18 protein-coding genes are annotated in these 21593 nt (G+C 60.5%); 8 read left to right on the top strand and 10 right to left on the bottom strand.

What is annotated here, in order from left to right:
- The first annotated feature begins 315 nt into the window (after window positions 1–315).
- From J3P75_RS00415 to J3P75_RS00380, 8 genes are read left to right on the top strand one after another with little or no spacing between them, the layout of a single operon-like run.
- On the top strand, window positions 316–1230 hold the full coding sequence (locus tag J3P75_RS00415; protein WP_434708945.1) for a GDP-mannose 4,6-dehydratase: 915 nt from the start codon (window positions 316–318) through the stop codon (window positions 1228–1230).
- Entirely contained in the window at window positions 1227–2198 is a 972-nt protein-coding gene (gene gmd / locus J3P75_RS00410; protein WP_434708944.1) for a GDP-mannose 4,6-dehydratase, read from the top strand. The genes J3P75_RS00415 and gmd overlap by 4 nt, the downstream gene beginning before the upstream one ends.
- A gap of 3 nt (window positions 2199–2201) precedes the next feature.
- Window positions 2202–3644, top strand: coding sequence for a mannose-1-phosphate guanylyltransferase/mannose-6-phosphate isomerase (locus tag J3P75_RS00405; RefSeq protein ID WP_434708943.1), 1443 nt, complete (start codon window positions 2202–2204; stop codon window positions 3642–3644).
- Entirely contained in the window at window positions 3645–4442 is a 798-nt protein-coding gene (locus J3P75_RS00400) for an ABC transporter permease (RefSeq protein ID WP_434594095.1), read from the top strand. It begins immediately after the preceding gene.
- A complete protein-coding gene (locus J3P75_RS00395) occupies window positions 4442–5707 on the top strand; it encodes an ABC transporter ATP-binding protein (protein WP_434708942.1) in 1266 nt (421 codons plus the stop codon). The genes J3P75_RS00400 and J3P75_RS00395 overlap by 1 nt, the downstream gene beginning before the upstream one ends.
- Window positions 5704–7080 (top strand): glycosyltransferase family 4 protein, encoded by a 1377-nt coding sequence (locus tag J3P75_RS00390; RefSeq protein ID WP_434708941.1) that lies wholly within the window; start codon window positions 5704–5706, stop codon window positions 7078–7080. The genes J3P75_RS00395 and J3P75_RS00390 overlap by 4 nt, the downstream gene beginning before the upstream one ends.
- Window positions 7064–8194 carry a glycosyltransferase family 4 protein gene (locus J3P75_RS00385; protein WP_434708940.1) on the top strand — a complete coding sequence of 377 codons (1131 nt, stop codon included), beginning with the start codon at window positions 7064–7066 and terminating at the stop codon, window positions 8192–8194. The genes J3P75_RS00390 and J3P75_RS00385 overlap by 17 nt, the downstream gene beginning before the upstream one ends.
- Window positions 8195–9325 (top strand): glycosyltransferase family 4 protein, encoded by a 1131-nt coding sequence (locus J3P75_RS00380; RefSeq protein WP_434708939.1) that lies wholly within the window; start codon window positions 8195–8197, stop codon window positions 9323–9325.
- Between the two features lie 131 nt (window positions 9326–9456).
- Here the strand turns inward: J3P75_RS00380 and J3P75_RS00375 are convergent, their stop codons facing one another.
- The 10 genes from J3P75_RS00375 to atpG form a co-directional block, all read right to left on the bottom strand.
- Entirely contained in the window at window positions 9457–11487 is a 2031-nt protein-coding gene (locus J3P75_RS00375; RefSeq protein ID WP_434708938.1) for a pyridoxamine 5'-phosphate oxidase family protein, read from the bottom strand.
- A gap of 43 nt (window positions 11488–11530) precedes the next feature.
- The gene (locus J3P75_RS00370; RefSeq protein WP_434708937.1) at window positions 11531–12157 is read right to left on the bottom strand and encodes a glutathione S-transferase family protein; all 627 of its coding nucleotides are present in this window, start codon (window positions 12155–12157) and stop codon (window positions 11531–11533) included.
- Between the two features lie 103 nt (window positions 12158–12260).
- Complete coding sequence (locus J3P75_RS00365; protein ID WP_434708936.1) at window positions 12261–13187, bottom strand: LysR family transcriptional regulator; 927 nt, start codon at window positions 13185–13187, stop codon at window positions 12261–12263.
- Between the two features lie 10 nt (window positions 13188–13197).
- Window positions 13198–14397 carry a Fic family protein gene (locus J3P75_RS00360; RefSeq protein ID WP_434708935.1) on the bottom strand — a complete coding sequence of 400 codons (1200 nt, stop codon included), beginning with the start codon at window positions 14395–14397 and terminating at the stop codon, window positions 13198–13200.
- A 201-nt stretch (window positions 14398–14598) separates the two neighbouring features.
- Window positions 14599–16431 (bottom strand): glutamine--fructose-6-phosphate transaminase (isomerizing), encoded by a 1833-nt coding sequence (gene glmS, locus J3P75_RS00355; RefSeq protein WP_434708934.1) that lies wholly within the window; start codon window positions 16429–16431, stop codon window positions 14599–14601.
- Window positions 16432–16433: 2 nt separating this feature from the next.
- Window positions 16434–17210, bottom strand: a complete 777-nt coding sequence (locus J3P75_RS00350; RefSeq protein WP_434708933.1) for a DeoR/GlpR family DNA-binding transcription regulator — start codon at window positions 17208–17210, stop codon at window positions 16434–16436.
- 149 nt (window positions 17211–17359) lie between these two features.
- Window positions 17360–18727 (bottom strand): bifunctional UDP-N-acetylglucosamine diphosphorylase/glucosamine-1-phosphate N-acetyltransferase GlmU, encoded by a 1368-nt coding sequence (glmU, locus tag J3P75_RS00345; protein WP_434708932.1) that lies wholly within the window; start codon window positions 18725–18727, stop codon window positions 17360–17362.
- Window positions 18728–18845: 118 nt separating this feature from the next.
- Window positions 18846–19271, bottom strand: coding sequence for a F0F1 ATP synthase subunit epsilon (locus J3P75_RS00340; RefSeq protein ID WP_016772407.1), 426 nt, complete (start codon window positions 19269–19271; stop codon window positions 18846–18848).
- 45 nt (window positions 19272–19316) lie between these two features.
- Window positions 19317–20696, bottom strand: a complete 1380-nt coding sequence (gene atpD, locus J3P75_RS00335; protein ID WP_090287822.1) for a F0F1 ATP synthase subunit beta — start codon at window positions 20694–20696, stop codon at window positions 19317–19319.
- Between the two features lie 27 nt (window positions 20697–20723).
- The gene (gene atpG, locus J3P75_RS00330; protein ID WP_007911960.1) at window positions 20724–21584 is read right to left on the bottom strand and encodes a F0F1 ATP synthase subunit gamma; all 861 of its coding nucleotides are present in this window, start codon (window positions 21582–21584) and stop codon (window positions 20724–20726) included.
- Window positions 21585–21593: the final 9 nt, after the last annotated feature.

The raw sequence follows: 21593 nt of genomic DNA, 5'->3' as shown, positions 1-21593 counted from the left end.
TCTTGTTTTAGTGGTCGGTTTCACCCTGTTGCGCAATACCCACAGCGAACCTGGGGAATGGCGACGAGGGCCATTCTAAACACATCCATCGCAGCTCCGGGAACCGCCCGCCGAGAATAAATCCGGCTACGCTGACGAGAACTGACCGGTCACGGTTTGCCCTGTTGAAATTGCCGCGCAATTGGCACAGATTGGGCACAAACAACTACAACAACGGACTTCGCCCGTCTTTCAACCGGTTTTTCCATCGGTCTGACAGACCTCTCCTTAAACTCTGTGGGAAAGTGCGCAAGTTCAAGACCAAGGGGTCGCTGCTTGAAAAAACGTCTGTTCGTCACGGGCCTGACCGGCTTCGTGGGACAACATCTTCAGTCTCGTCTGGCCTCGCCTGATTCGACTTGGGAGTTGCTGCCTGCCGCAGCGCCCTATGACCTGACGGACGCCGAGAGCCTCAGTGATCTCTGGCCGCAAATGCCCGACGCGGTGATTCATCTGGCCGGACAAACCTTCGTTCCTGAAGCCTTCCGCGATCCGGCACGCACCCTCGCCATCAATCTGTTCGGCACCCTCAATCTGTTGCAGGCGCTCAAGGCCCGGGGCTTCACTGGCACCTTTGTGTATGTCAGCTCCGGCGATGTCTACGGACAGGTCGGCGAAAGCGCTCTGCCGATCACCGAACAGCACCCGCCCTGCCCGCGCAACCCGTATGCCGTGAGCAAATTGTCCGCCGAGTTTCTCAGCCTGCAATGGGGCCTGAGCGAAGGCTGGCCAGTGCTGGTCGCGCGGCCGTTCAATCACATTGGCAGCGGGCAGAAAGACAGCTTTGTCATCGCCAGTGCCGCGCGCCAGATAAACCGCATCAAACTCGGTCTGCAAGGGCCGCAACTGGAAGTCGGCGACATCGACGTGACCCGTGATTTTCTCGATGTTGGCGATGTCATCTCGGCCTATCTGGCGCTGCTTGAAAGCGGTACGCCCGGGCAGGTCTACAACATTTGTTCGGGCCGCGAGCAAAGCATTCGCAGCCTGATCGAACAGCTGGGCGACCTTGCCGAGGTCGAGTTGCAACTGGTTCAGGACCCGGCGCGGATGCGCCGTGCCGATCAGCGTCGCGTTTGCGGCAGCCACGCAAAACTGGCCACAGCCACCGGATGGGCGCCGGCCATTACCACACAACAATCCCTGCGGACGATCCTGTCCGACTGGGAGACGCGAGTACGACAAGAATGACCAAAAGTGCACTGATCACAGGGATCACCGGCCAGGACGGCGCGTATCTGGCCAGGTTGTTGCTCGACAAGGGCTACACGGTTTACGGCTTCGTCGCCCGGCGCAGCAGCGATTCACGCTGGCGTCTGCGCGAAATGGGCGTCGAAGCCGACATCGTCTATCTGGACGGTGACATGGCCGATGCGTGCTCGGTACAGCGTGCGGTCATTCAAGCCAAACCCGACGAAATCTATAACCTCGCCGCGCAAAGCTTCGTCGCCGCCTCGTGGAATCAACCGGTCACGACCGGCATCGTCGACGGCCTGGGGGTCACCCATCTGCTCGAAGCGATCCGCCAGTTCAGCCCGCACACGCGCTTCTATCAGGCCTCGACCAGCGAAATGTTCGGCCTGATCCAGGCGGAGCAGCAGGACGAAAACACCCCGTTCTACCCGCGTAGTCCGTATGGCGTGGCCAAGCTCTACGGCCACTGGATCACCGTCAATTACCGCGAAAGTTTCAACCTGCACGCCAGCAGCGGAATTTTGTTCAACCACGAATCACCACTGCGCGGCATCGAATTCGTGACGCGCAAGGTCACTGACGCCGCAGCACGCATCAAGCAGGGCAAACAGCATGAGCTGGCCCTGGGCAACATCGATGCGAAACGCGATTGGGGTTTTGCCGGCGATTATGTCGAAGCCATGTGGCTGATGCTGCAACAGGACAAGCCCGACGATTTTGTGGTCGCCACCGGCGTCACCACCACGGTGCGGGAAATGTGCCGGATCGCCTTCGATCACGTCGGCCTCGACTACCGCGATTTTGTGAAGATCGACCCGGCGTTCTTCCGCCCGGCCGAAGTCGAAGTGCTGCTCGGCAACCCGGCCAAGGCGCAGCGAGTGCTGGGCTGGAAGCCGAAAACCGATTTGGATGGCTTGATCCGCATGATGATGGATGCGGACATGAAACGCGTCGCCAAGGAGTAGGCCATGCTGATCCCCGTGATTCTGTCCGGCGGTGCCGGCACCCGTTTGTGGCCGGTGTCCCGCGAGGGCCATCCGAAGCCGTTCATGACCCTGCCCGACGGCCAGTCATTGCTGGGCAAGACCTACCAGCGTGCGGCCGCGTTGCTGGACGGCTGGGGCGACATCGTCACGGTGACCAACCGCGAATACTACTTCCAGAGCAAGGATCACTATTGCGCCGCGCAGGTGTCGCGCCATCGCGGGCATTTCCTGCTGGAGCCGAGCGGGCGCAACACCGCGCCGGCCATCGCCGCTGCCGCACTGGCCCTGCAAGCACTGCATGGTGACGAGGCAATCATGGTGGTGATGCCCGCCGACCATCTGATCGTCAATCAGGACGCACTGAAAAGCGCGGTCGAACACGCCGTGAACCTGGCCAAGGACGGCTATCTGGTGACCTTCGGCGTGGTGCCGACCGCGCCCGAAACCGGCTTCGGCTATATCGAAACCGGCGCACCACTGGACGCCAAAGGCGCCGCCAAAGTGCAGCGCTTCGTCGAAAAGCCCGATCTACAGACTGCCACGCACTATCTGGAAAGCGGCAATTTCCTCTGGAATTCAGGCATGTTCTGCTTCACCACCGCCGCGCTGATTGCCGAGTTGCACCTGCACGCGCCAGAGTTGCTGGAGCAGACTCGCGCCTGCATGGCCGCCAGCGCCCCGGTGGAAACCGTCGGCTGCCTGCAACAGGAACTGTCGCCAGCCTTGTTCGCCGAGATCACCGACATTTCCATCGATTACGCGCTGATGGAGCGCTCGGAAAAAGTCGCGGTCGTCCCGGCCGGTTTCGACTGGAGCGACATCGGTTCATGGAGCGCCGTCGCCGCGTTGATTCCGGCCGATGCCGACAACAACCGCGCCAGCGGCGAAGCGATTTTCATCGACAGCCACAACAACTTTGTCCAAAGCGAAGGCCGCCTGGTGGCGGCCCTCGGTGTGGATAACCTGATCGTCGTCGATACCGCCGACGCCGTGCTGATCGCCCACGCCGACCGCGCGCAGGATGTGCGGCGCGTGGCCAGGCAGTTGAAAGACAAAGCCCACGAAGCTTATCGCCTGCACCGCACCGTCAGCCGGCCGTGGGGCACCTACACCGTTCTCGAGGAAGGCCCGCGCTTCAAGATCAAGCGCATCGTGGTCAAACCCGGGGGCAAGTTGTCATTGCAGATGCACCATCACCGCAACGAGCACTGGGTGGTGGTCGAAGGCATGGCCAAGGTCACCAACAACGGTACGGGTACCCATCTGGTGGCGAAAAACGAATCGACCTTCATCGCTGCCGGCCACCGCCATCGCCTGGAAAACCCGGGGGTGATCGACCTGGTCATCATCGAGGTGCAAAGCGGCGAGTACCTGGGCGAGGACGATATCGTTCGCTTCGAAGACCAATACGGCAGGACCGTTTGAATGCTGCTTTCCCTGTACCGCTCGATGCGCAGCTACCGTGGATTCATCCTCGGCAGCGTCAAGCGCGAGTTTCAGTCGCGCTATCGCAACTCGCTGTTCGGCGCCCTGTGGACGGTGCTCAATCCGTTGTCGATGATCGTCGTCTACACGGTGATCTTTTCGCAGATCATGCGCGCGCGCTTGCCGGGGGTGGAGGATGGTCTGGCGTACAGCGTTTATCTGTGTGCCGGTCTGTTGACCTGGGGCCTGTTCGCGGAAATCACCACGCGCAGCCAGAGCATGTTTCTGGAAAACGCCAACCTGCTGAAGAAAATCAGCTTCCCGCGCATCTGCCTGCCGGTGATTACCCTGCTCAATGCCGGGATCAACTTCGCGATCATTCTCGGCCTGTTTTTCGGCTTCCTGCTGATCAGCGGGCGCCTGCCCGGTATGGCTCTGCTGGCGTTGATACCGCTGCTCATCGTGCAAGTGATTTTCGCCGCCGGACTGGGGATGCTGCTGGGCATGCTCAATGTGTTCTTTCGCGATGTCGGGCAAATGTTCGGCATCTGTTTGCAGTTCTGGTTCTGGCTTACGCCCATCGTCTATCCGTTGTCGATCCTACCACCGGGCATCCAGCACATCATCAGTCTCAACCCGATGACCGCGCTGATGAACAGCTATCAGAACATCTTCCTCTACAACCAATGGCCGCACTGGCCTGCCCTGCTGCCGTTACTGGTCATCGGACTGCTGCTCTGCGCCATGGCGCTGCGCCTGTTCCGCCAGCGTGTCGGTGAAATGGTGGACGAACTCTGATGGGACACCTACGCGTCACCGGGCTGGCCAAAGCCTACAAGCAATACCCGAACCGCTGGAGCCGCCTGCTGGAATGGCTGGTGCCGTTCTCCGGCGCTCGACATAACCTGCACTGGGTACTGCGCGATGTCGACTTCGAGATCCAGCCCGGTGAAGCCGTGGGCATCGTCGGGGTCAACGGTGCGGGCAAGAGCACCCTGCTGAAGATGATCACCGGCACCACCCAACCGACCTGCGGGCAGATCCATCTGCAGGGCCGCGTGGCCGCGCTGCTGGAGCTGGGCATGGGCTTTCATCCGGACTTCACCGGGCGGCAGAACGCCGTGATGGCCGGGCAACTGCTGGGCATGCAGGTCGAAGAGATCGCCGCGCTGATGCCGCAGATCGAGAGTTTTGCCGAAATCGGCGAGGCTATCGATCACCCGGTGCGCACTTACTCCAGCGGCATGCAAATGCGCCTGGCGTTCAGCGTCGCAACGGCCCGGCGTCCGGACATTCTGATTGTCGACGAAGCGTTGTCGGTGGGTGACGCCTATTTCCAGCACAAGAGCTTCGAGCGCATCCGCAGCTTCCGCAAGGCCGGCACCACCCTGCTGATCGTGTCCCATGACCGCTCGGCCATTCAGTCGATCTGCGACACCGCGATCCTGCTGGAAAACGGCCGGCTGGCGATGCGCGGCAAACCCGAAGAAGTCATGGACTATTACAACGCCATGCTCGCCCAGCGCGAAGGCCAGATCGTGCGCCAGGAAATGCTCGCCAACGGTCAGGTACAAACGATTTCAGGTACCGGCGAAGCGGGCATTCTCAGCGTGCGCCTGCTCGATGCACAGGGACGCAGCCTCGAAGTCGCCGAGGTCGGTCAACCGGTGGTGCTGGAGGTGCAGACCGAAATCCGCGAAGACATCGAACGGTTGATTCTCGGCTTCATGATCAAGGATCGCCTCGGTCAGGCGATCTATGGCATCAACACCCATCGGCTGGATAAAGCCGTCACCGATTTAAGCGCCGGCGAGCGCGTGACGTTCCGTTTCGCCTTCGACATGCGCCTGGGCAAGGGTAACTACTCGGTGGCCCTGAGCCTGTCCCGGCTGGACTCGCACCTGGATCGCAACTTCGAATGGCGTGACTACGGTTTGATCTTCCATGTGATCAACAACCGCCAAGAGGACTTCGTCGGCTGCGCCTGGTTGCAGGCGCAGACCGACATCACCCGTTGCAGCGAAAAACTCGTCCAGTTGCCTGACACGGAGAGCCTGCGATGACCCGCATGTTGGTCGAGTGCACCTACGTTTTCGAACACCCGGACGCCAATTCGGGGATTCAACGGGTGGTGCGCAACGTCATTCAGCAACTGCCGGCTGCTGACGAAAACATTGAATGCATCCCGGTGGTGATGATCGACGGCGGCCTGTATGAAGTGAAAAGCCTGGCGCCGCTGAAATCACTCAAACTCGACTTGATCGGCCTGCGGGTGAAACTGGAGCAATGGGCCAATGCGTTCTGGCTGCGTCATCGTGCGGTGGAACGGCGCTGGCCGTTCAACCGCTCGCATTTCACCCGCAGGGTTCTTTACGTTGGCTGCCGACTCACGGCGTTCGCCTGTTTCAGCTTGCCGATGCGCCTGCTGGAACGCGCGCTGAAGGGCAAACACATACCCGAGCGCTGCGTGCCGCTGGCCCACCGCGCTGGCGATCAACTGGTGCTGCTCGACTCCTCATGGCACGCCAATTTCTTTCCTCTCGCCGAACAACTCAAGCGTGACGGCGTGGGCATTGTTTCGGTGATCTACGACCTGATCCCACTGACCCATCCGCAGTTTTGCGACGCCGGGCTGGTCAAGGTGTTCAACGACTGGTTCGACTGGATCGCGCAGACTGCCGATGGCTATGTGGCGATCTCGACGACCATTCGCGATCAGGTGCGTGAGGAAATGCAGCGCCGGATCGGCTCGCACCAGGTCGGCCAGCGCTGGTTCGACTACTTCCATCTGGGCTCCGAACTGGACCTGAGCGAAGCCGCTGCCGAGGTCGATCGCGGCTTGCAGCAGATGTTCGTGTCGCCTGAACCGGTGTTTCTGATGGTCAGCACCATCGAGCCGCGCAAAAACCATGCTTATCTGCTCGATGCCTTCGAACGCGCCTGGGCCGGCGGTTCGACAGCCCGTTTGTGCATCGTCGGCAAGATCGGCTGGAAGTGCGAGGCATTGATCGAACGCATCCGCAAACACCCCGAGCTGAACCGGCGCTTGTTCATGTACAACGCGCTGTCCGATAAAAGCCTTGAACACGCTTACTCCCATGCCACCGCGCTGGTGTTTCCGTCCTACGTTGAAGGTTTCGGTCTGCCGCTGGTGGAAGCCATGCAACGCGGACTGCCGGCCATGGCCAGCGACATCCCGGTATTCCGTGAAATCGGCGGGGACTACATGGCCTATTTCGATCTGGCCAACCCGCAGAGCCTGACTGACCTGGTGATCAGCCTGGAGCACTCCGGTGTGTTCCCGGCAGCGCTGAGCCTCGAAGACTGGCGCTGGCTGAGCTGGCGCGAGGCGAGCGCGCAACTGGTCGAACGCATCTCGCGCCATCTGGATGCATCCCTGCCTGCCCCCGAGAGTCAGCATGCGCATTGCTCTTAACGCGCGCATTCTACAGGCACCGCGCACCGGCATCGGCCATTACGTGGCCGAACTGGTCAGTGCCTTACGCCTCGAGCCCGATGTCGAACTGACGCTGTTTCACGGTTGGGGTTGGAGTTCGGCTCTGCCGCAAGCCGCGCTGCCTGGTTATTCGCGTCTGACCCCGCTGCTGCGGCAGATCCCCGGCGCGTATCAGGCACGGCGCTGGCTGGAGCAGAAGCGCTTCGATCAGGGCCGCGCGCACGGCATCGACCTCTACCATGAGCCAAGCCTGTGGCCGCTGGTGTTCGACGGGCCGACGGTGATCACTCTGCATGACCTGACACATCTGCATTATCCCGACACCCAGCCGGCAGCGCGGATCAAGGAAATCGAGCGCCGACTGGAAACCGGGGTGCAGCAGGCGCGCTTGATCCTCACCGACTCCCAGGCGATTGCAGACGAAGCACAGCAGCACTTCGGTCTGCCGGCGGAGCGCTTTGTCGTGGCGCCACTGGGCGTCGCCGAGCGTTTCTATCCGCGCGAGGCGAACGCCGTCGACGCCGTGCTCAAAGCCCACGGCGTCGAGGCTCGCCAGTATTTTCTATGCGTCGGCACGCTGGAGCCGCGCAAGAACCTGAGTCTGGCCTTGCGCGCGCACGCCTTGCTGCCGCAGGCCCTGCGCGAACGCTTCCCGCTGCTGATCGTCGGCATGGCCGGTTGGCAGCGCGAGCAGTTGAGCGACGAACTGCGCCAGGCGCTGGCCAGCGGGCATGTGTGTTTGCTCGGCTATCTGCCCGACGAGGATGTTGCGCAATTACTGGCGGGCGCACGGGCGCTGATTTTCCCCTCGCGTTACGAAGGTTTCGGGTTGCCGGTACTGGAGGCGATGGCCAGTGGCACGCCCGTCGTGATTACGCGGTCTTCGGCGATGCCGGAAGTCGCTGGCGCTGCCGGCAACTATATCGACGCTGACGATGCACAAGGCTTGCGCGATGCGATGAGCCTTCTGATCGACGATCAAACGCATTGGCAGGAATGCCGAGCGGCCGGCCTGCAGCAGGCCCGGCTTTTTTCCTGGCAGCGTTGTGCACAGGCCACGGCCGGTGCCTACCGCCAGGCCATGGGAGGTTGAATGCGCGTTCTTCATTTTTTCAAGACGTACCTGCCTGACTCGGTCGGCGGCATCGAGCAAGTGATCTTCCAGCTCTGCGAAAGCGGCGCCCAGCACGGCATCGACGGTCAGGTGCTGACACTCAGTGCCGACCCGACACCGCCTGTGGTGCAACTCGGCCGGCACGAAGTGCACCGGGCCCGACTGGACATTCAGTTCGCCTCCACCGGATTTTCCTGGAGCGTGTTCAAACAGTTCCGCGAACTGGCCGCCGAGGCAGATGTGGTCAATTACCACTTCCCGTGGCCGTTCATGGACCTGGTGCACTTCGCCAGTGCGCTGAACAAACCGAGCGTGGTCACCTACCACTCCGACATCATTCGCCAGAAGCACCTGCTCAAACTCTACCGGCCGCTGATGAACCGCTTCCTCGCCAGCGCCGACCGCATCGTCGCCGCTTCGCCCAACTACCTGCACACCAGCGATGTGCTGCAGCAATTTCAGGACAAGACCCGGGTCATCCCCTACGGCTTGAACAAGGCCGGTTATCCACAGGCCGACAGCGAGCGCATGAATCGCTGGCGCCAGCAGCTTGGGGATAAGTTTTTCCTGTTCGTCGGGGTGATGCGCTACTACAAGGGCCTGCATATTCTGCTCGATGCCCTCAAAGACGTGGACTATCCGGTGGTGATCGTCGGTGCCGGGCCACTGGAGCTGGAACTGCTCGCACAGGCGCAGGCATTGGGCCTGCGCAAAACCCATTTCCTCGGGCGTCTCAGCGATGAAGACAAAGTCGCCCTGCTGCAACTGAGCTACGCGATTGTCTTCCCCTCGCACCTGCGCTCCGAAGCCTTTGGCATTTCGCTGCTCGAGGGCGCGATGTACGGCAAACCGATGATTTCCAGCGAGATCGGCACCGGCACCAGTTACATCAATATCCACAACGAAACCGGGCTGGTGGTGCCACCGAGTCAGCCGCTGGCGTTTCGCGAGGCCATGCGCACGCTCTGGGACGATCCGCAGCGTGCCGCAGCCATGGGCGTCAAGGCCGAAGCGCGCTATCGGCAGCTGTTCACCGCCGATGACATGGGTCGCAAGTGGACGAAGCTGTATCAGGAACTGCTGGAAGAAAAGGCCCTGTCCTACGCCTGATTCAGGTCGAAACACATTCCCCCTGTGGGAGCGAGCCTGCTCGCGAAAGCGTCAAGTCAGTCGATGAAGTCGTCACCGACAGTCCACATTCGCGAGCAGGCTCGCTCCCACACGGGTATTGGCGGGTGTGTTCAGAGATCCAGCACCAGCGACTGCGCACTCTGCGCCGGCACCGCACAGCAAATCAGCACATGCCCCGCTTCGGGAATTTCCGCCGGTGCCTGTGGATAATTCACCGCTCCACTGACCAGGCGGGTCTTGCAGGTGCCACAGGAACCGCCGCGGCAGCTGAATTCCGGGCGCAATCCGCGGCTTTCCGCCAGTTCCAGCAGACTGCCACCGTCTGGCTGCCAGCGCGCCTCTTTTGCCGAGCGTTCGAACACCACCGCCACCGAAGTGGTCGCCGCTGGCGGTTGTTCGATGACGATCGCATCCGCATCCGCTTGGCGTTTCAAGGTCGATGGGCCGAAGGTTTCCGCATGAATCTGCGCGTCCCGCACATCCAGTTCACGCAGGCTGTCGTACAGCCCCTGAGTGAAACCGCCGGGGCCACAGAGGACGAAGTCGATCTGGTCGAAATCGTCGACGTCGAGCAGATTGCGCAACACGGCGCCATCGATGCGCCCGGTCAGATCGAAATCTTCGCCCTCCTGCGCATCGGCCTCCGGTTGGCTGAGCAAGCGCAGGACCCGCACGGCCTCCCCGGAGCGCTCGAGCAAGCGGTCCAGCTCCTGACGAAACGGCTGATCGGCGAGGCTGCGCGAACTTTGCAGCAGTAACGTCGGACGAATTCCGCGCGTGCGCAGCCCCTGATAAACCACTTCGCGCAACATCGACAGCAACGGCGTGATGCCGACACCCGCCGCCAATAACACCAGCGGCCTGCGCGCCAGTGGCGCCACGGTGAAATGCCCTTGCGGCGCCCGCGCTTCCAGCACATCGCCGACCTGTATCTGCTGATGCAGGTGCGATGAAATCAGGCCTTCGCGCTTGACGCTGATGCGGTAGAAACCGTCCGACGGCGCACTGGACAAGCTATAGGTGCGGATATGCACCTCGCCATCGAGGGTAAAACGCAGCGGCAGATGCTGGCCGGCAAGAAAGACCGGCAGCCCGGCGCCATCGACCGGCTCCAGATAGATCGAACGAATGTGACGGCTCTCCGCTTCGATCTTCGCCACCCGCAGCGGTCGCCATTGGTTGCCGAGTGCCTGGGCCTGCAAACGCGCCTCCGCCTCAGTCCAATTGCCGGTGAGCAGGCTGGTCGGCGACATGCCGTCGAAACGCCAGCGCAACGCCAACGCCGCCGGGCGCCGCACGACCTGCTCCACCTCGAATGTCCACAGCCGCTCCGCGCCTTGAAACGCCTCGATCTGCGGGTCTTCGAGAAGGATCTCGGTACGCCCGCTCAGGTGCAGCAGATCGCCTGTGGAAAAGTCGACGAACAGCAAGCCAGCCTTGGGGTTGAGCAGCAGATTGCCCAAGGTGTTGAAGTGCAGATTGCCGGGGAAATCCGGGATGGTCAGGCGATTGCCTTCGATGCGCACGAAACCGGGCTGACCGCCGCGATGGGACACATCCACCGAGCGCTGACCGTCGACGTCAACATAGCTGGCGACGAAAAACGTATCGGCGCTCGCGATCAGCGCGCAGGCCGCCTCATCGAGACTGTTCAGGTGCTGAGCCGGGCGCGTTTGCGGATCGCTCAGCGGTACACGCTGAAACTGGCGCAACTGGATGTATTGCGGGCAGTTGCCGAACGCTTGGTCGACGCTCAGTTCGAAGCCGTCAGCCGTCAGGTTGGCGACATGCCCGTTGAGGCGATTGCGCCGCCGCGTGTGCAGTTCGATACCGAGCAGACCAATCGGCTCGCCGTTGCGCAGTTGCGCCGGGTCGTCAGCGGCCGGCCGGCTGGCGAAGTGCAAATGCTCGGGATCCGGCGAATCGGCAAAACCCGGCTCGCCCTCCAGCACACTGGCCCACGGCCGCCCCTGCGCGTCGACCGCGCCGAGCAGCATGAATGGCAATTGCCGGTAGAACTCGCGGTGTTGATCGGGCATCCAGCTGCGAATGACTTTGCGCCCGAACGCCTCCATGCGTTCGGCCACCCCTACGTGGGCCTGTAACTGTTGTTCGCCGGCGTGCCAAGGTGAACGTTCCATCACGATTCTCCCCTGCGCCAGCGGCGCAGTCTGGTTGCGCCTGTCAGGCTGAAGTTTGCAGACCGGCAATCGTGCGCGGCATGCCGACGAAACCGGGCAAGGCTTCGACCCGGGTCAGCCAGGCGCGAACGTTGCCATAGTCGTCCAGCGAGACATTGCCCTCCGGCGCGTGGGCGATATAGCTGTAGGCGGAAACGTCGGCAATGCTCGCTTCGTCGCCAGCCAGAAACGCGGTTTTGCCCAGCTCGATATCCATGATCTTGAGCAGATTGTGCGCACGGGTGATCGCTTCTTCAGCATTCAGCTGTGCGCCAAACACCGTCACCAGTCGCGCAGCCGCCGGGCCAAAAGCAATCGGGCCAGCGGCGGCGGACAACCAGCGCTGCACCCGCGCCGCGCCAACCGGGTCGGCCGGCAACCAACGCCCGTGGCCGTACTTTTGCGCCAGGTACACCAGAATCGCGTTGGAGTCGGCGAGCACCACGCCGCCGTCATCGATGGCCGGCACCTGGCCAAAGCTGTTGATCGCCAGATAGGCCGGCTGCTTGTGCTCACCTTTGGCCAGGTCGACGAAAATCAGCTCGGTCGGCAATTGCAACAGAGACAACATCAGCTCGACACGGTGGGCATGGCCGGAACGCGGGAAGTTGTAGAGTTTGATCGCTTGCATGGTCGACTCCGCTGGGTGAGGGTGTCGTCCGAGATGACTTCACCGATGGCAGCGATCTTCCACGTTTGTGCAAAACAACAGAATAACCAGCAACCGCAATCAATTATTTCACTGGTTGCAATAACACAGCGTTCTGCAGGGCCGGATGTTCGCGCAAGGTCTGCACGGTAAAGTCGACGAAACTGCGCACCCGCGCCGCTGCCTTGCGCCCGCCCTGGTATACGACATGGATGGGCAACGCGGGCAGCTCGAACTCGGCGAGGACAATCTCCAGCTCGCCGGCCGCGACATTGCTTGCCACTTGATACGACAGCACCCGCGTCAGCCCCAGGCCGAGACAGGCCGCCGTGATCGCCGCCTGGTTAGCCGTCACCACCAGCCGCGGCTCGGGGCGCACGAACAACGGCTCGCCGTGTTCCAGAAACGGCCAGTTGCGTGGCTGCCAGGCAGCAGAAGTCGCCACCACCGGCATTGCGCACAGCGCCTGCGGATGTTGCGGCCGACCATGCTGCGCCAGGTATCGCGGCGAACCACACACCACCCGTCGCACCTCGCCGACGCGGATCGCGTGCTGGCTGCTGTCCGGCAGTTCACCGATGCGCACCGCTACATCGATGCCCTCCTCGACCATGCTCACCACCCGGTCGAGCAACAGCGCATTGATCGAAACGTCCGGATACTGCGTCAGATACGCCGCCATCAGCGGCGTCACGAACAACTCGCCAAACAACACCGGCGCCGTCACCGTCAACTGCCCGCGCGGCTGCGCATGACTGCCCGCCGCCGAGTCCTCAGCCTCCTGCACCTCCAGCAGAATCCGCCGACAGTCTTCCAGATAACGCTGACCGGCCTCGGTCAGATGCACGCTGCGCGTGGTCCGCACCAGCAACTGCGTACCGATCCGCAACTCCAGCGCCGCCACCGCCCGCGTCACACTCGCCGCCGACAACCCCAGCCGCCGCGCAGCGGCAGAGAAACCTTGTTCTTGGGCGATGGTGGTGAAGATGTGCATTTCCTGGAAGCGATCCATTCCCTGACTCCTAAATCGCGTTGGTCATCCGTTGGTGCAGGTCCGGAAACAACAACTGAGCAAACCAGATCGGCAAACCCGGATAAAGATCACGCGCTTTTGGTGTCGCGCTTTCGACCAACCCAAGCTGGACCAAACTTTTCAATTGATCCGTGGCAACGCGATCCGACAGTCCGGTGAAGATTTTGAAATCGGCTCGGCTCAATGTTCCCTGAGTCAGCAAGACATGCAATGCCCGCGCGACCTCGGGCTTGACCCCCGCCATTTTCAGTCGCTCATTCCAGACGAAAATGCTGTGCAACCGCTCGCGCATGTTCGCTATGTTCAGCGCCCGCTCGGTATAGCGCATCTGGTCCAGGCAGGTTTCCAGCATGAAGCCAACAAATTCGAACAAACCTGCCTGAGTCAATTGGCCACGACCGTCCAGATCCCCCCTCCGAGGTTTGTCTGCATTGGCTAGCCGGGCGTAATAACTTTCTTGCTGTCGAGCAAGACCTCGGGACAAAGACCATAAAGGCGAGACCAGCCCGAGTTTTTGCAGTTGAAGATGGGTGAGCAGCCTGATGGTGCGCCCGTTGCCATCAACAAAGGGGTGTATCCAAGCCAGTCGGTGATGGAAGGCCATTACGGAAATCAAGCGACTCCGTGCATCCGGTAGGCGTCCGTACACCTGCTGCATTCGATCCAGCATGGGAGCGATAGATTGGCAGTGTGGCGCGGCATGATTGCCGACCAAAACCTCTCGCCCCGTCACGTTGCGTAATTCGCCGGGGACCCATTGGCTACCGTCGCTCAACGTCAATTGTTCTTCGCTTGTACCGTAGAAAAGCCTTTTATGTAGGCGCGTAACAAATTCTGGACTGAAAAGCGCCTCCCACGAGAGGCCCTTATGGATTGACAATGCTCGCTCGAAAGCCTCCTGCGTACCGATATGCGTCATCGCCAGTTCTGTCAGTTCCTTACGATGACGCTTGGGAGATGTCGGTGCGAGAGTCACCGGCTCGGTGAACTGACCTTCGATCAAGTTGCTGTAGAAACTGCTGGTCACGCGAAGTAATCCGCCGACTCGAAGCAACATGGGTGGAGAAACCAGTGCGCTGAGCTTTCCCGCCTGAAAAGGCACCTGCTCGGCCAAGTTCAAAATCTCACTGGGAAAAACAGGCATAAGCGGCTCAAGCCAATGCGTTCCCAGAACTCTTTCAGCGTCCATCCAGCCTCCCGAAACGCGGATTTTTTTGCGGATTCAAGAATACGCTGAAAGGCCCGATCTACCCATCCTATAAAGATGTAGGAGGTTTCCAATTACAGGGTAGTTCGCGGATTTTTTAGCGGATATATCAAAAGAAGTTGGCAGTAGTAGCAAGCGTCCTACACGAGAGCGCGAAACGTCGCGCTCTCAATGAAAATAATGTTATTCCACCGTCACCGACTTCGCCAGATTGCGCGGCTGATCCACATCCGTGCCCTTGAGCACCGCAACGTAGTACGACAGCAACTGCAGCGGGATCGTGTAAAGGATCGGCGAGAGGATGTCGTGGATGTGCGGCATCTGTACCACGTGGGTGCCTTCGCCATTGGTCATCCCGGCCTTCTCATCGGCGAAGACGACCAGTTCGCCGCCGCGTGCGCGGACTTCCTGCAGGTTGGATTTGAGCTTTTCCAGCAGTTCGTTGTTCGGCGCAACGGTGACCACCGGCATGTCGTTATCCACCAGCGCCAGCGGGCCGTGTTTGAGCTCGCCGGCCGGGTAGGCTTCGGCGTGGATGTAGGAGATTTCCTTGAGTTTCAAGGCACCTTCCATCGCCACCGGGAATTGCGCACCGCGACCGAGGAACAGGGTGTGGTTCTTTTCGGCGAACAGCTCGGCGATTTTTTCCACGGTGCTGTCCATCGCCAAGGCTTCGCCCAGGCGGGTTGGCAAGCGACGCAACTCTTCGACCAGCGTGGCCTCAACGCCTTTGGCCAACGTCCCGCGAACCTGGCCCAGCGACAGGGTCAGCAGCAGCAGGCCGACCAGTTGCGTGGTGAAGGCTTTGGTCGACGCGACGCCGATTTCGCGGCCGGCCTGGGTCAGCAGGGTCAGGTCGGATTCGCGCACCAGCGAACTGATGCCGACGTTGCAGATCGCCAGGCTGGCGAGGAAGCCCAGTTCTTTGGCGTTGCGCAGTGCGGCGAGGGTGTCGGCGGTTTCGCCCGATTGCGAGATAGTCACGAACAGCGTGTCCGGCTGCACCACCACCTTGCGATAACGGAATTCGCTGGCGACTTCGACCTGGCACGGGATGCCGGCCAGTTCTTCCAGCCAGTACCGTGCGACCATGCCGGCGTGATAACTGGTGCCGCAGGCGACGATCTGCACATTGCGCACCTTGGCAAACAGCTCGGCGGCTTGCGGGCCGAAAGCCTGCACCAGTACCTGATCATGGCTCAGGCGGCCTTCGAGGGTACGTTGCACCACTGCTGGCTGCTCGTGAATTTCCTTGAGCATGTAGTGGCGGTACTCGCCTTTGTCGGCGGCTTCGGCACCGTCGGTGTACTGCACGGTCTGACGCTCGACGGCGTTACCGTTGACGTCCCAGATCTGCACGCTCTCGCGTTGAATTTCAGCGATATCGCCTTCTTCCAGGTACATGAAGCGGTCGGTAACCTGACGCAGGGCCAATTGATCGGAAGCGAGGAAGTTCTCGCCCAGACCCAGACCAACTACCAATGGACTGCCGCTGCGCGCAGCGACCAGACGATCCGGTTGTTGCGCATTGATCACGGCCAGACCGTAAGCGCCGTGCAATTCCTTGACCGTGGCTTTGAGCGCAACGGTCAGGTCTGGCTGCTGCTTGAGCTTTTCAGTCAGCAGGTGGGCGATGACTTCGGTGTCAGTATCGGAAGTGAAGACGTAACCGAGCGCCTTCAGTTGCTCACGCAGCGCTTCGTGGTTTTCGATGATGCCGTTGTGCACCACCGCAATGTCACCGGAGAAATGCGGGTGGGCGTTGCGCTCGCAAGGCGCGCCGTGGGTGGCCCAGCGCGTGTGGGCGATGCCGAGGCGGCCGGCCAGAGGATGCTCGGTCAGCGCTGCTTCGAGCTCGCTGACCTTGCCCGGCCGGCGCATGCGCTCAAGGGTGGCGTCGTTGGTATACACCGCCACACCGGCGCTGTCGTAGCCGCGGTATTCAAGACGCTTGAGGCCTTCGAGCAGGATCGCGGTGATATTACGTTCTGCCACTGCGCCGACAATTCCACACATGTTTATTTCTCCTGACTGACAGCCGCGCTAATCACGGTGATACCGCGGGCCTGAAGGTGATCGCGGGCCTCATCGGACAGGCGATCATCGGTAATGAGGGTATGGACGCTGCTCCATGGCAGCTCCAGGTTGGGGATCTTGCGGCCGATCTTGTCGGCCTCGACCATGACGATGACTTCGCGCGCCACTTCAGCCATTACCCGGCTCAGACCGAGCAGTTCGTTGAAGGTGGTCGTCCCGCGCACCAGATCGATACCATCGGCACCAATGAATAGCTGATCGAAGTCGTAGGAGCGTAGTACCTGCTCGGCGACCTGACCCTGAAAGGATTCAGAATGCGGATCCCAGGTGCCGCCGGTCATCAGCAGCACGGGCTCGTGTTCAAGCTCGCTCAAGGCATTGGCGACATGCAGGGAGTTGGTCATCACCACCAGCCCCGGCTGCTGGCCGAGTTCGGGAATCATGGCGGCGGTAGTGCTTCCGCTGTCGATGATGATCCGCGCGTGTTCGCGGATGCGTTTCACTGCGGCGCGGGCAATCGCCTGTTTGTATTTGGAGATACTTTGCGCGGTTTCCGCGACCAGCTCCTGCGGCATGGTGATCGCACCGCCGTAACGGCGCAGCAACAGACCATGGCTTTCGAGTGCAGCCAGGTCCTTGCGAATCGTAACCTCGGAGGTTTCGAAGCGCTTGGCCAGCTCATCCACACTGACTTCGCCCCGCTCAGTGAGCAAAGCGAGGATGTTGTGGCGGCGCTGGGGCGTGTTGCGTTTCGACATGGCGGCTTAAGTTTCGATCCGAAAGATAACGTAAGCAATCAAAACCTATCGAAACAATGCCGTCAAGCCGTTGCGAGAAAAATTCAGAAAAATGACGCGATTCGTATGGGAGCGAGCCTGCTCACTCCCGTCAAAGGACTGTGGATAACTCAGGACTTGTTGATTTTTACCGGCCGTTTCCAGCCATCAATGTTTTTTTGCCGCGCCCGACCTACGGCCAACTGCGCGTTATCCACATTTTGCGTGATTGTCGAACCGGCCGCCGTGGTTGCCCCGCTGGAGATATCCACAGGCGCAACCAGCGAATTGTTCGAGCCGATGAACACATCCGCACCCAACACGGTTTTCCACTTGTTGGCGCCATCGTAGTTGCAAGTGATGGTGCCGGCGCCGATGTTGGTGCGTGCACCGATTTCCGCATCGCCCAGATAGGTCAGGTGACCCGCCTTAGCGCCCTCGCCCATGTGGGCGTTTTTCAATTCGACGAAGTTACCCACATGCGCGCGCGCTTCAAGCACGGTGCCAGGACGCAGACGCGCGAACGGGCCGGCATCGCTGCCTTCGCCGAGAATCGCACCTTCGATATGGCTGTTGGCTTTGATCACCACACCTTTGCGCAGGGTACTGTCCTTGATCACGCAATTCGGGCCAATGACCACATCGTCTTCGATCAACACGTTGCCTTCGAGGATCACGTTGATGTCGATCAGCACGTCACGACCGACGGTGACTTCACCACGCACATCGAAACGGGCCGGATCGCGCAGGGTTACGCCTTGCGCCATCAGACGACGGCCGGCGCGCAGCTGGTAATGACGCTCGAGTTCGGAGAGTTGCTTGCGATCGTTGGCGCCCTGCACTTCCATCGGGTCATGCGGTTGTTCGGTGGCCACCACCAGACCATCGCTGACTGCCATTTCAATCACGTCGGTCAGGTAGTACTCGCCCTGGGCGTTGTTGTTCGACAGGCGGCTCATCCAGTCCGCGAGGCGATTGGCCGGCACGGCGAGAATGCCGGTGTTGCCTTCGGTAATCGTGCGCTGGGCTTCGCTGGCGTCTTTATGCTCAACGATGGCGGCAACCTTGCCATCAACATCACGAACGATGCGACCATAACCGGTCGGATCGTCGAGTTCGACGGTGAGCAAACCCATCTGGCCCGCAACGACGTGCTTGAGCAAACGCTGCAAGGTTTCGACTTCGATCAACGGCACGTCGCCGTAAAGGATCAACACGGTGTCGGCAGTAATGAACGGCACCGCTTGCGCCGTGGCGTGGCCGGTACCGAGTTGCTTGTCCTGGAGGACGAAATTCAGATCGTCGGCCGCCAGGCGTTCACGCACCACATCGGCGCCGTGACCGATCACCACATGAATACGTTGCGGGTCCAGCTGACGGGCGCTGTGGATAACATGACCCAGCATGGAGTCGCCGGCAATCGGGTGCAGCACCTTCGGCAAGGCAGAACGCATGCGGGTGCCTTGGCCGGCCGCGAGGATAACGATTTCAAGAGACATGACTGGCTACCAATCCTGGGTGGTCAGCGACTGCGACCGGTTTTCGGGAATTCGGAAAAGAAAAAAGGGTAGCCGAGGCTACCCTTTTTTATCAATCGCACAACAAGCGGCTGACGGATTAACCGCCAAACTTCTTGCGGATCTGCTGGACGGTGCGCAGCTGGGCTGCAGCCTCGGCCAGACGTGTGGCAGCGGCGCCGTAATCGAAGTCCGCGCCTTTTTCGTTCAGGGCATTCTCGGCAGCCTTGAGAGCTGCCTGAGCCTGAGCTTCATCCAGGTCGGCGGCACGTTGCACAGTATCGGCAAGCACCTTGACCATGTTCGGCTGAACCTCGAGGAAACCACCGGAGATGTAGAACACCTCGGCTTCCCCGCCTTGCTTGATCAGGCGGATCGGACCCGGCTTGAGATTAGTGATCAGCGGCGCGTGACCCAGAGCGATACCAAGATCACCCAGTGCACCGTGCGCAATCACCATCTCGACCAGGCCGGAAAAGATTTCCCCTTCCGCGCTGACGATATCGCAATGGACTGTCATAGCCATCTGATTGCCTCAACCTAAATTAGCGCCCGTTACCGGGCGCCGGGATTACAGTTTCTTGGCTTTCTCGATCGCTTCTTCGATGCCGCCAACCATGTAGAACGCTTGTTCTGGCAGGTGGTCGTAGTCACCGTTGAGGATGCCTTTGAAGCCAGCAATGGTGTCTTTCAGGGAAACGTATTTACCCGAAGCACCGGTGAAGACTTCAGCCACGAAGAACGGCTGCGACAAGAAGCGCTGGATCTTACGAGCACGGTTAACCAACTGCTTGTCGGCTTCCGACAGCTCGTCCATACCCAGGATCGCGATGATGTCCTTCAGCTCTTTGTAACGTTGCAGAACGTACTGAACGCCGCGAGCGGTGTCGTAGTGGTCCTGGCCGATCACGTTCGGGTCCAGCTGGCGCGAAGTCGAATCCAGTGGATCTACCGCCGGGTAGATACCCAGGGAAGCGATGTCACGGGACAGAACGACAGTAGCGTCCAAGTGGGCGAAGGTGGTCGCTGGCGACGGGTCGGTCAAGTCGTCCGCCGGTACGTATACCGCCTGGATTGAGGTGATCGAACCTTCCTTGGTCGAAGTGATACGTTCCTGCAGAACGCCCATCTCTTCAGCCAGGGTCGGCTGGTAACCTACTGCCGAAGGCATACGGCCCAGCAGTGCGGATACTTCAGTACCGGCCAGGGTATAACGATAGATGTTGTCGACGAACAGCAGAACGTCGTTACCTTCGTCACGGAACTTCTCGGCCATGGTCAGGCCGGTCAGGGCTACGCGCAGACGGTTTCCCGGCGGCTCGTTCATCTGACCGTAAACCAGTGCCACTTTGTCCAGAACGTTGGAGTCCTTCATCTCGTGGTAGAAGTCGTTACCCTCACGAGTACGCTCACCCACACCGGCGAACACGGAATAACCGCTGTGCTCGATGGCGATGTTACGGATCAGTTCCATCATGTTTACGGTTTTGCCTACACCGGCACCACCGAACAGACCGACTTTACCGCCCTTGGCGAACGGGCAAACCAGGTCGATAACCTTGATGCCGGTTTCCAGCAGGTCGTTGCCGCCTGCCTGTTCAGCGAACGAAGGCGCTGGACGGTGAATGCCCCAGCGCTCTTCGGTGTCGATCGGGCCAGCTTCGTCGATCGGGTTGCCGAGGACGTCCATGATCCGGCCCAGGGTCGCTTTACCGACCGGTACGGAGATGGCTGCGCCAGAGTCGCTGACTTCCAGACCGCGCTTCAAGCCCTCGGTGGAACCCATCGCAATGGTACGAACCACGCCGTCGCCCAGCTGCTGCTGAACTTCCAGAGTGGTTGCGGCCGCGCTTTGTACAGTCAGCGCGTTGTAGATGCTCGGTACGCTGTCGCGTGGAAATTCCACGTCGATAACGGCGCCGATGATTTGAACGATACGTCCGCTACTCATAGCTGGATCCTCTGAATATTTGAACCGTTAAACCGCGGCAGCGCCGCCGACGATTTCCGAGATCTCTTGGGTGATCGCAGCCTGACGCGCCTTGTTGTAGATCAGCTGCAAATCGCTGATCAAATCACCGGCGTTGTCGGTAGCGTTCTTCATCGCGATCATCCGCGCAGCCTGTTCAGCCGCGTTGTTCTCGACCACCGCCTGGTAGACCTGCGACTCGACGTAACGGACCATCAAGCCGTCAAGCAGCTCTTTGGCATCCGGTTCGTAGAGATAGTCCCAGTGGTGCTTGAGATCCTGATCCGGGGTGGCCACCAGTGGAATCAATTGCTCCACGGTAGGCTGTTGCGTCATGGTGTTGATGAACTTGTTGGACACCACGGACAGGCGGTCAATACGGCCGTCCAGGTAGGCATCCAGCATCACCTTGACGCTGCCGATCAGATCATTGATCGACGGCTCTTCACCCAGGTGGCTGATAGCTGCAACGACGTTACCGCCGAAGTTGCGGAAAAAGGCCGCACCCTTGCTACCAACGACACACAGATCAATCTCGACGCCGTTTTCGCGGTTTACCGCCATGTCCTTGACCAGGGCCTTGAACAGGTTGGTGTTCAAGCCGCCGCACAGACCACGGTCACTGCTCACGACGACATAACCGACGCGCTTGATTTCGCGGTCGATCATGAACGGGTGGCGGTATTCCGGGTTGGCGTTGGCCAGATGCCCAATTACCTGGCGGATACGCTCCGCATAAGGACGGCTAGCAGCCATGCGCATTTGTGCCTTGCGCATTTTGCTGACCGCCACTTTTTCCATGGCGCTGGTAATCTTTTGCGTGCTTTTGATGCTCGCAATCTTACTGCGAATCTCTTTTGCGCCTGCCATGTAACACCT

It is taken from the genome of Pseudomonas sp. R1-1, assembly GCF_051132135.1.
GTDB lineage: Bacteria > Pseudomonadota > Gammaproteobacteria > Pseudomonadales > Pseudomonadaceae > Aquipseudomonas.
This window is presented reverse-complemented; position numbering and strand designations above follow the sequence as displayed.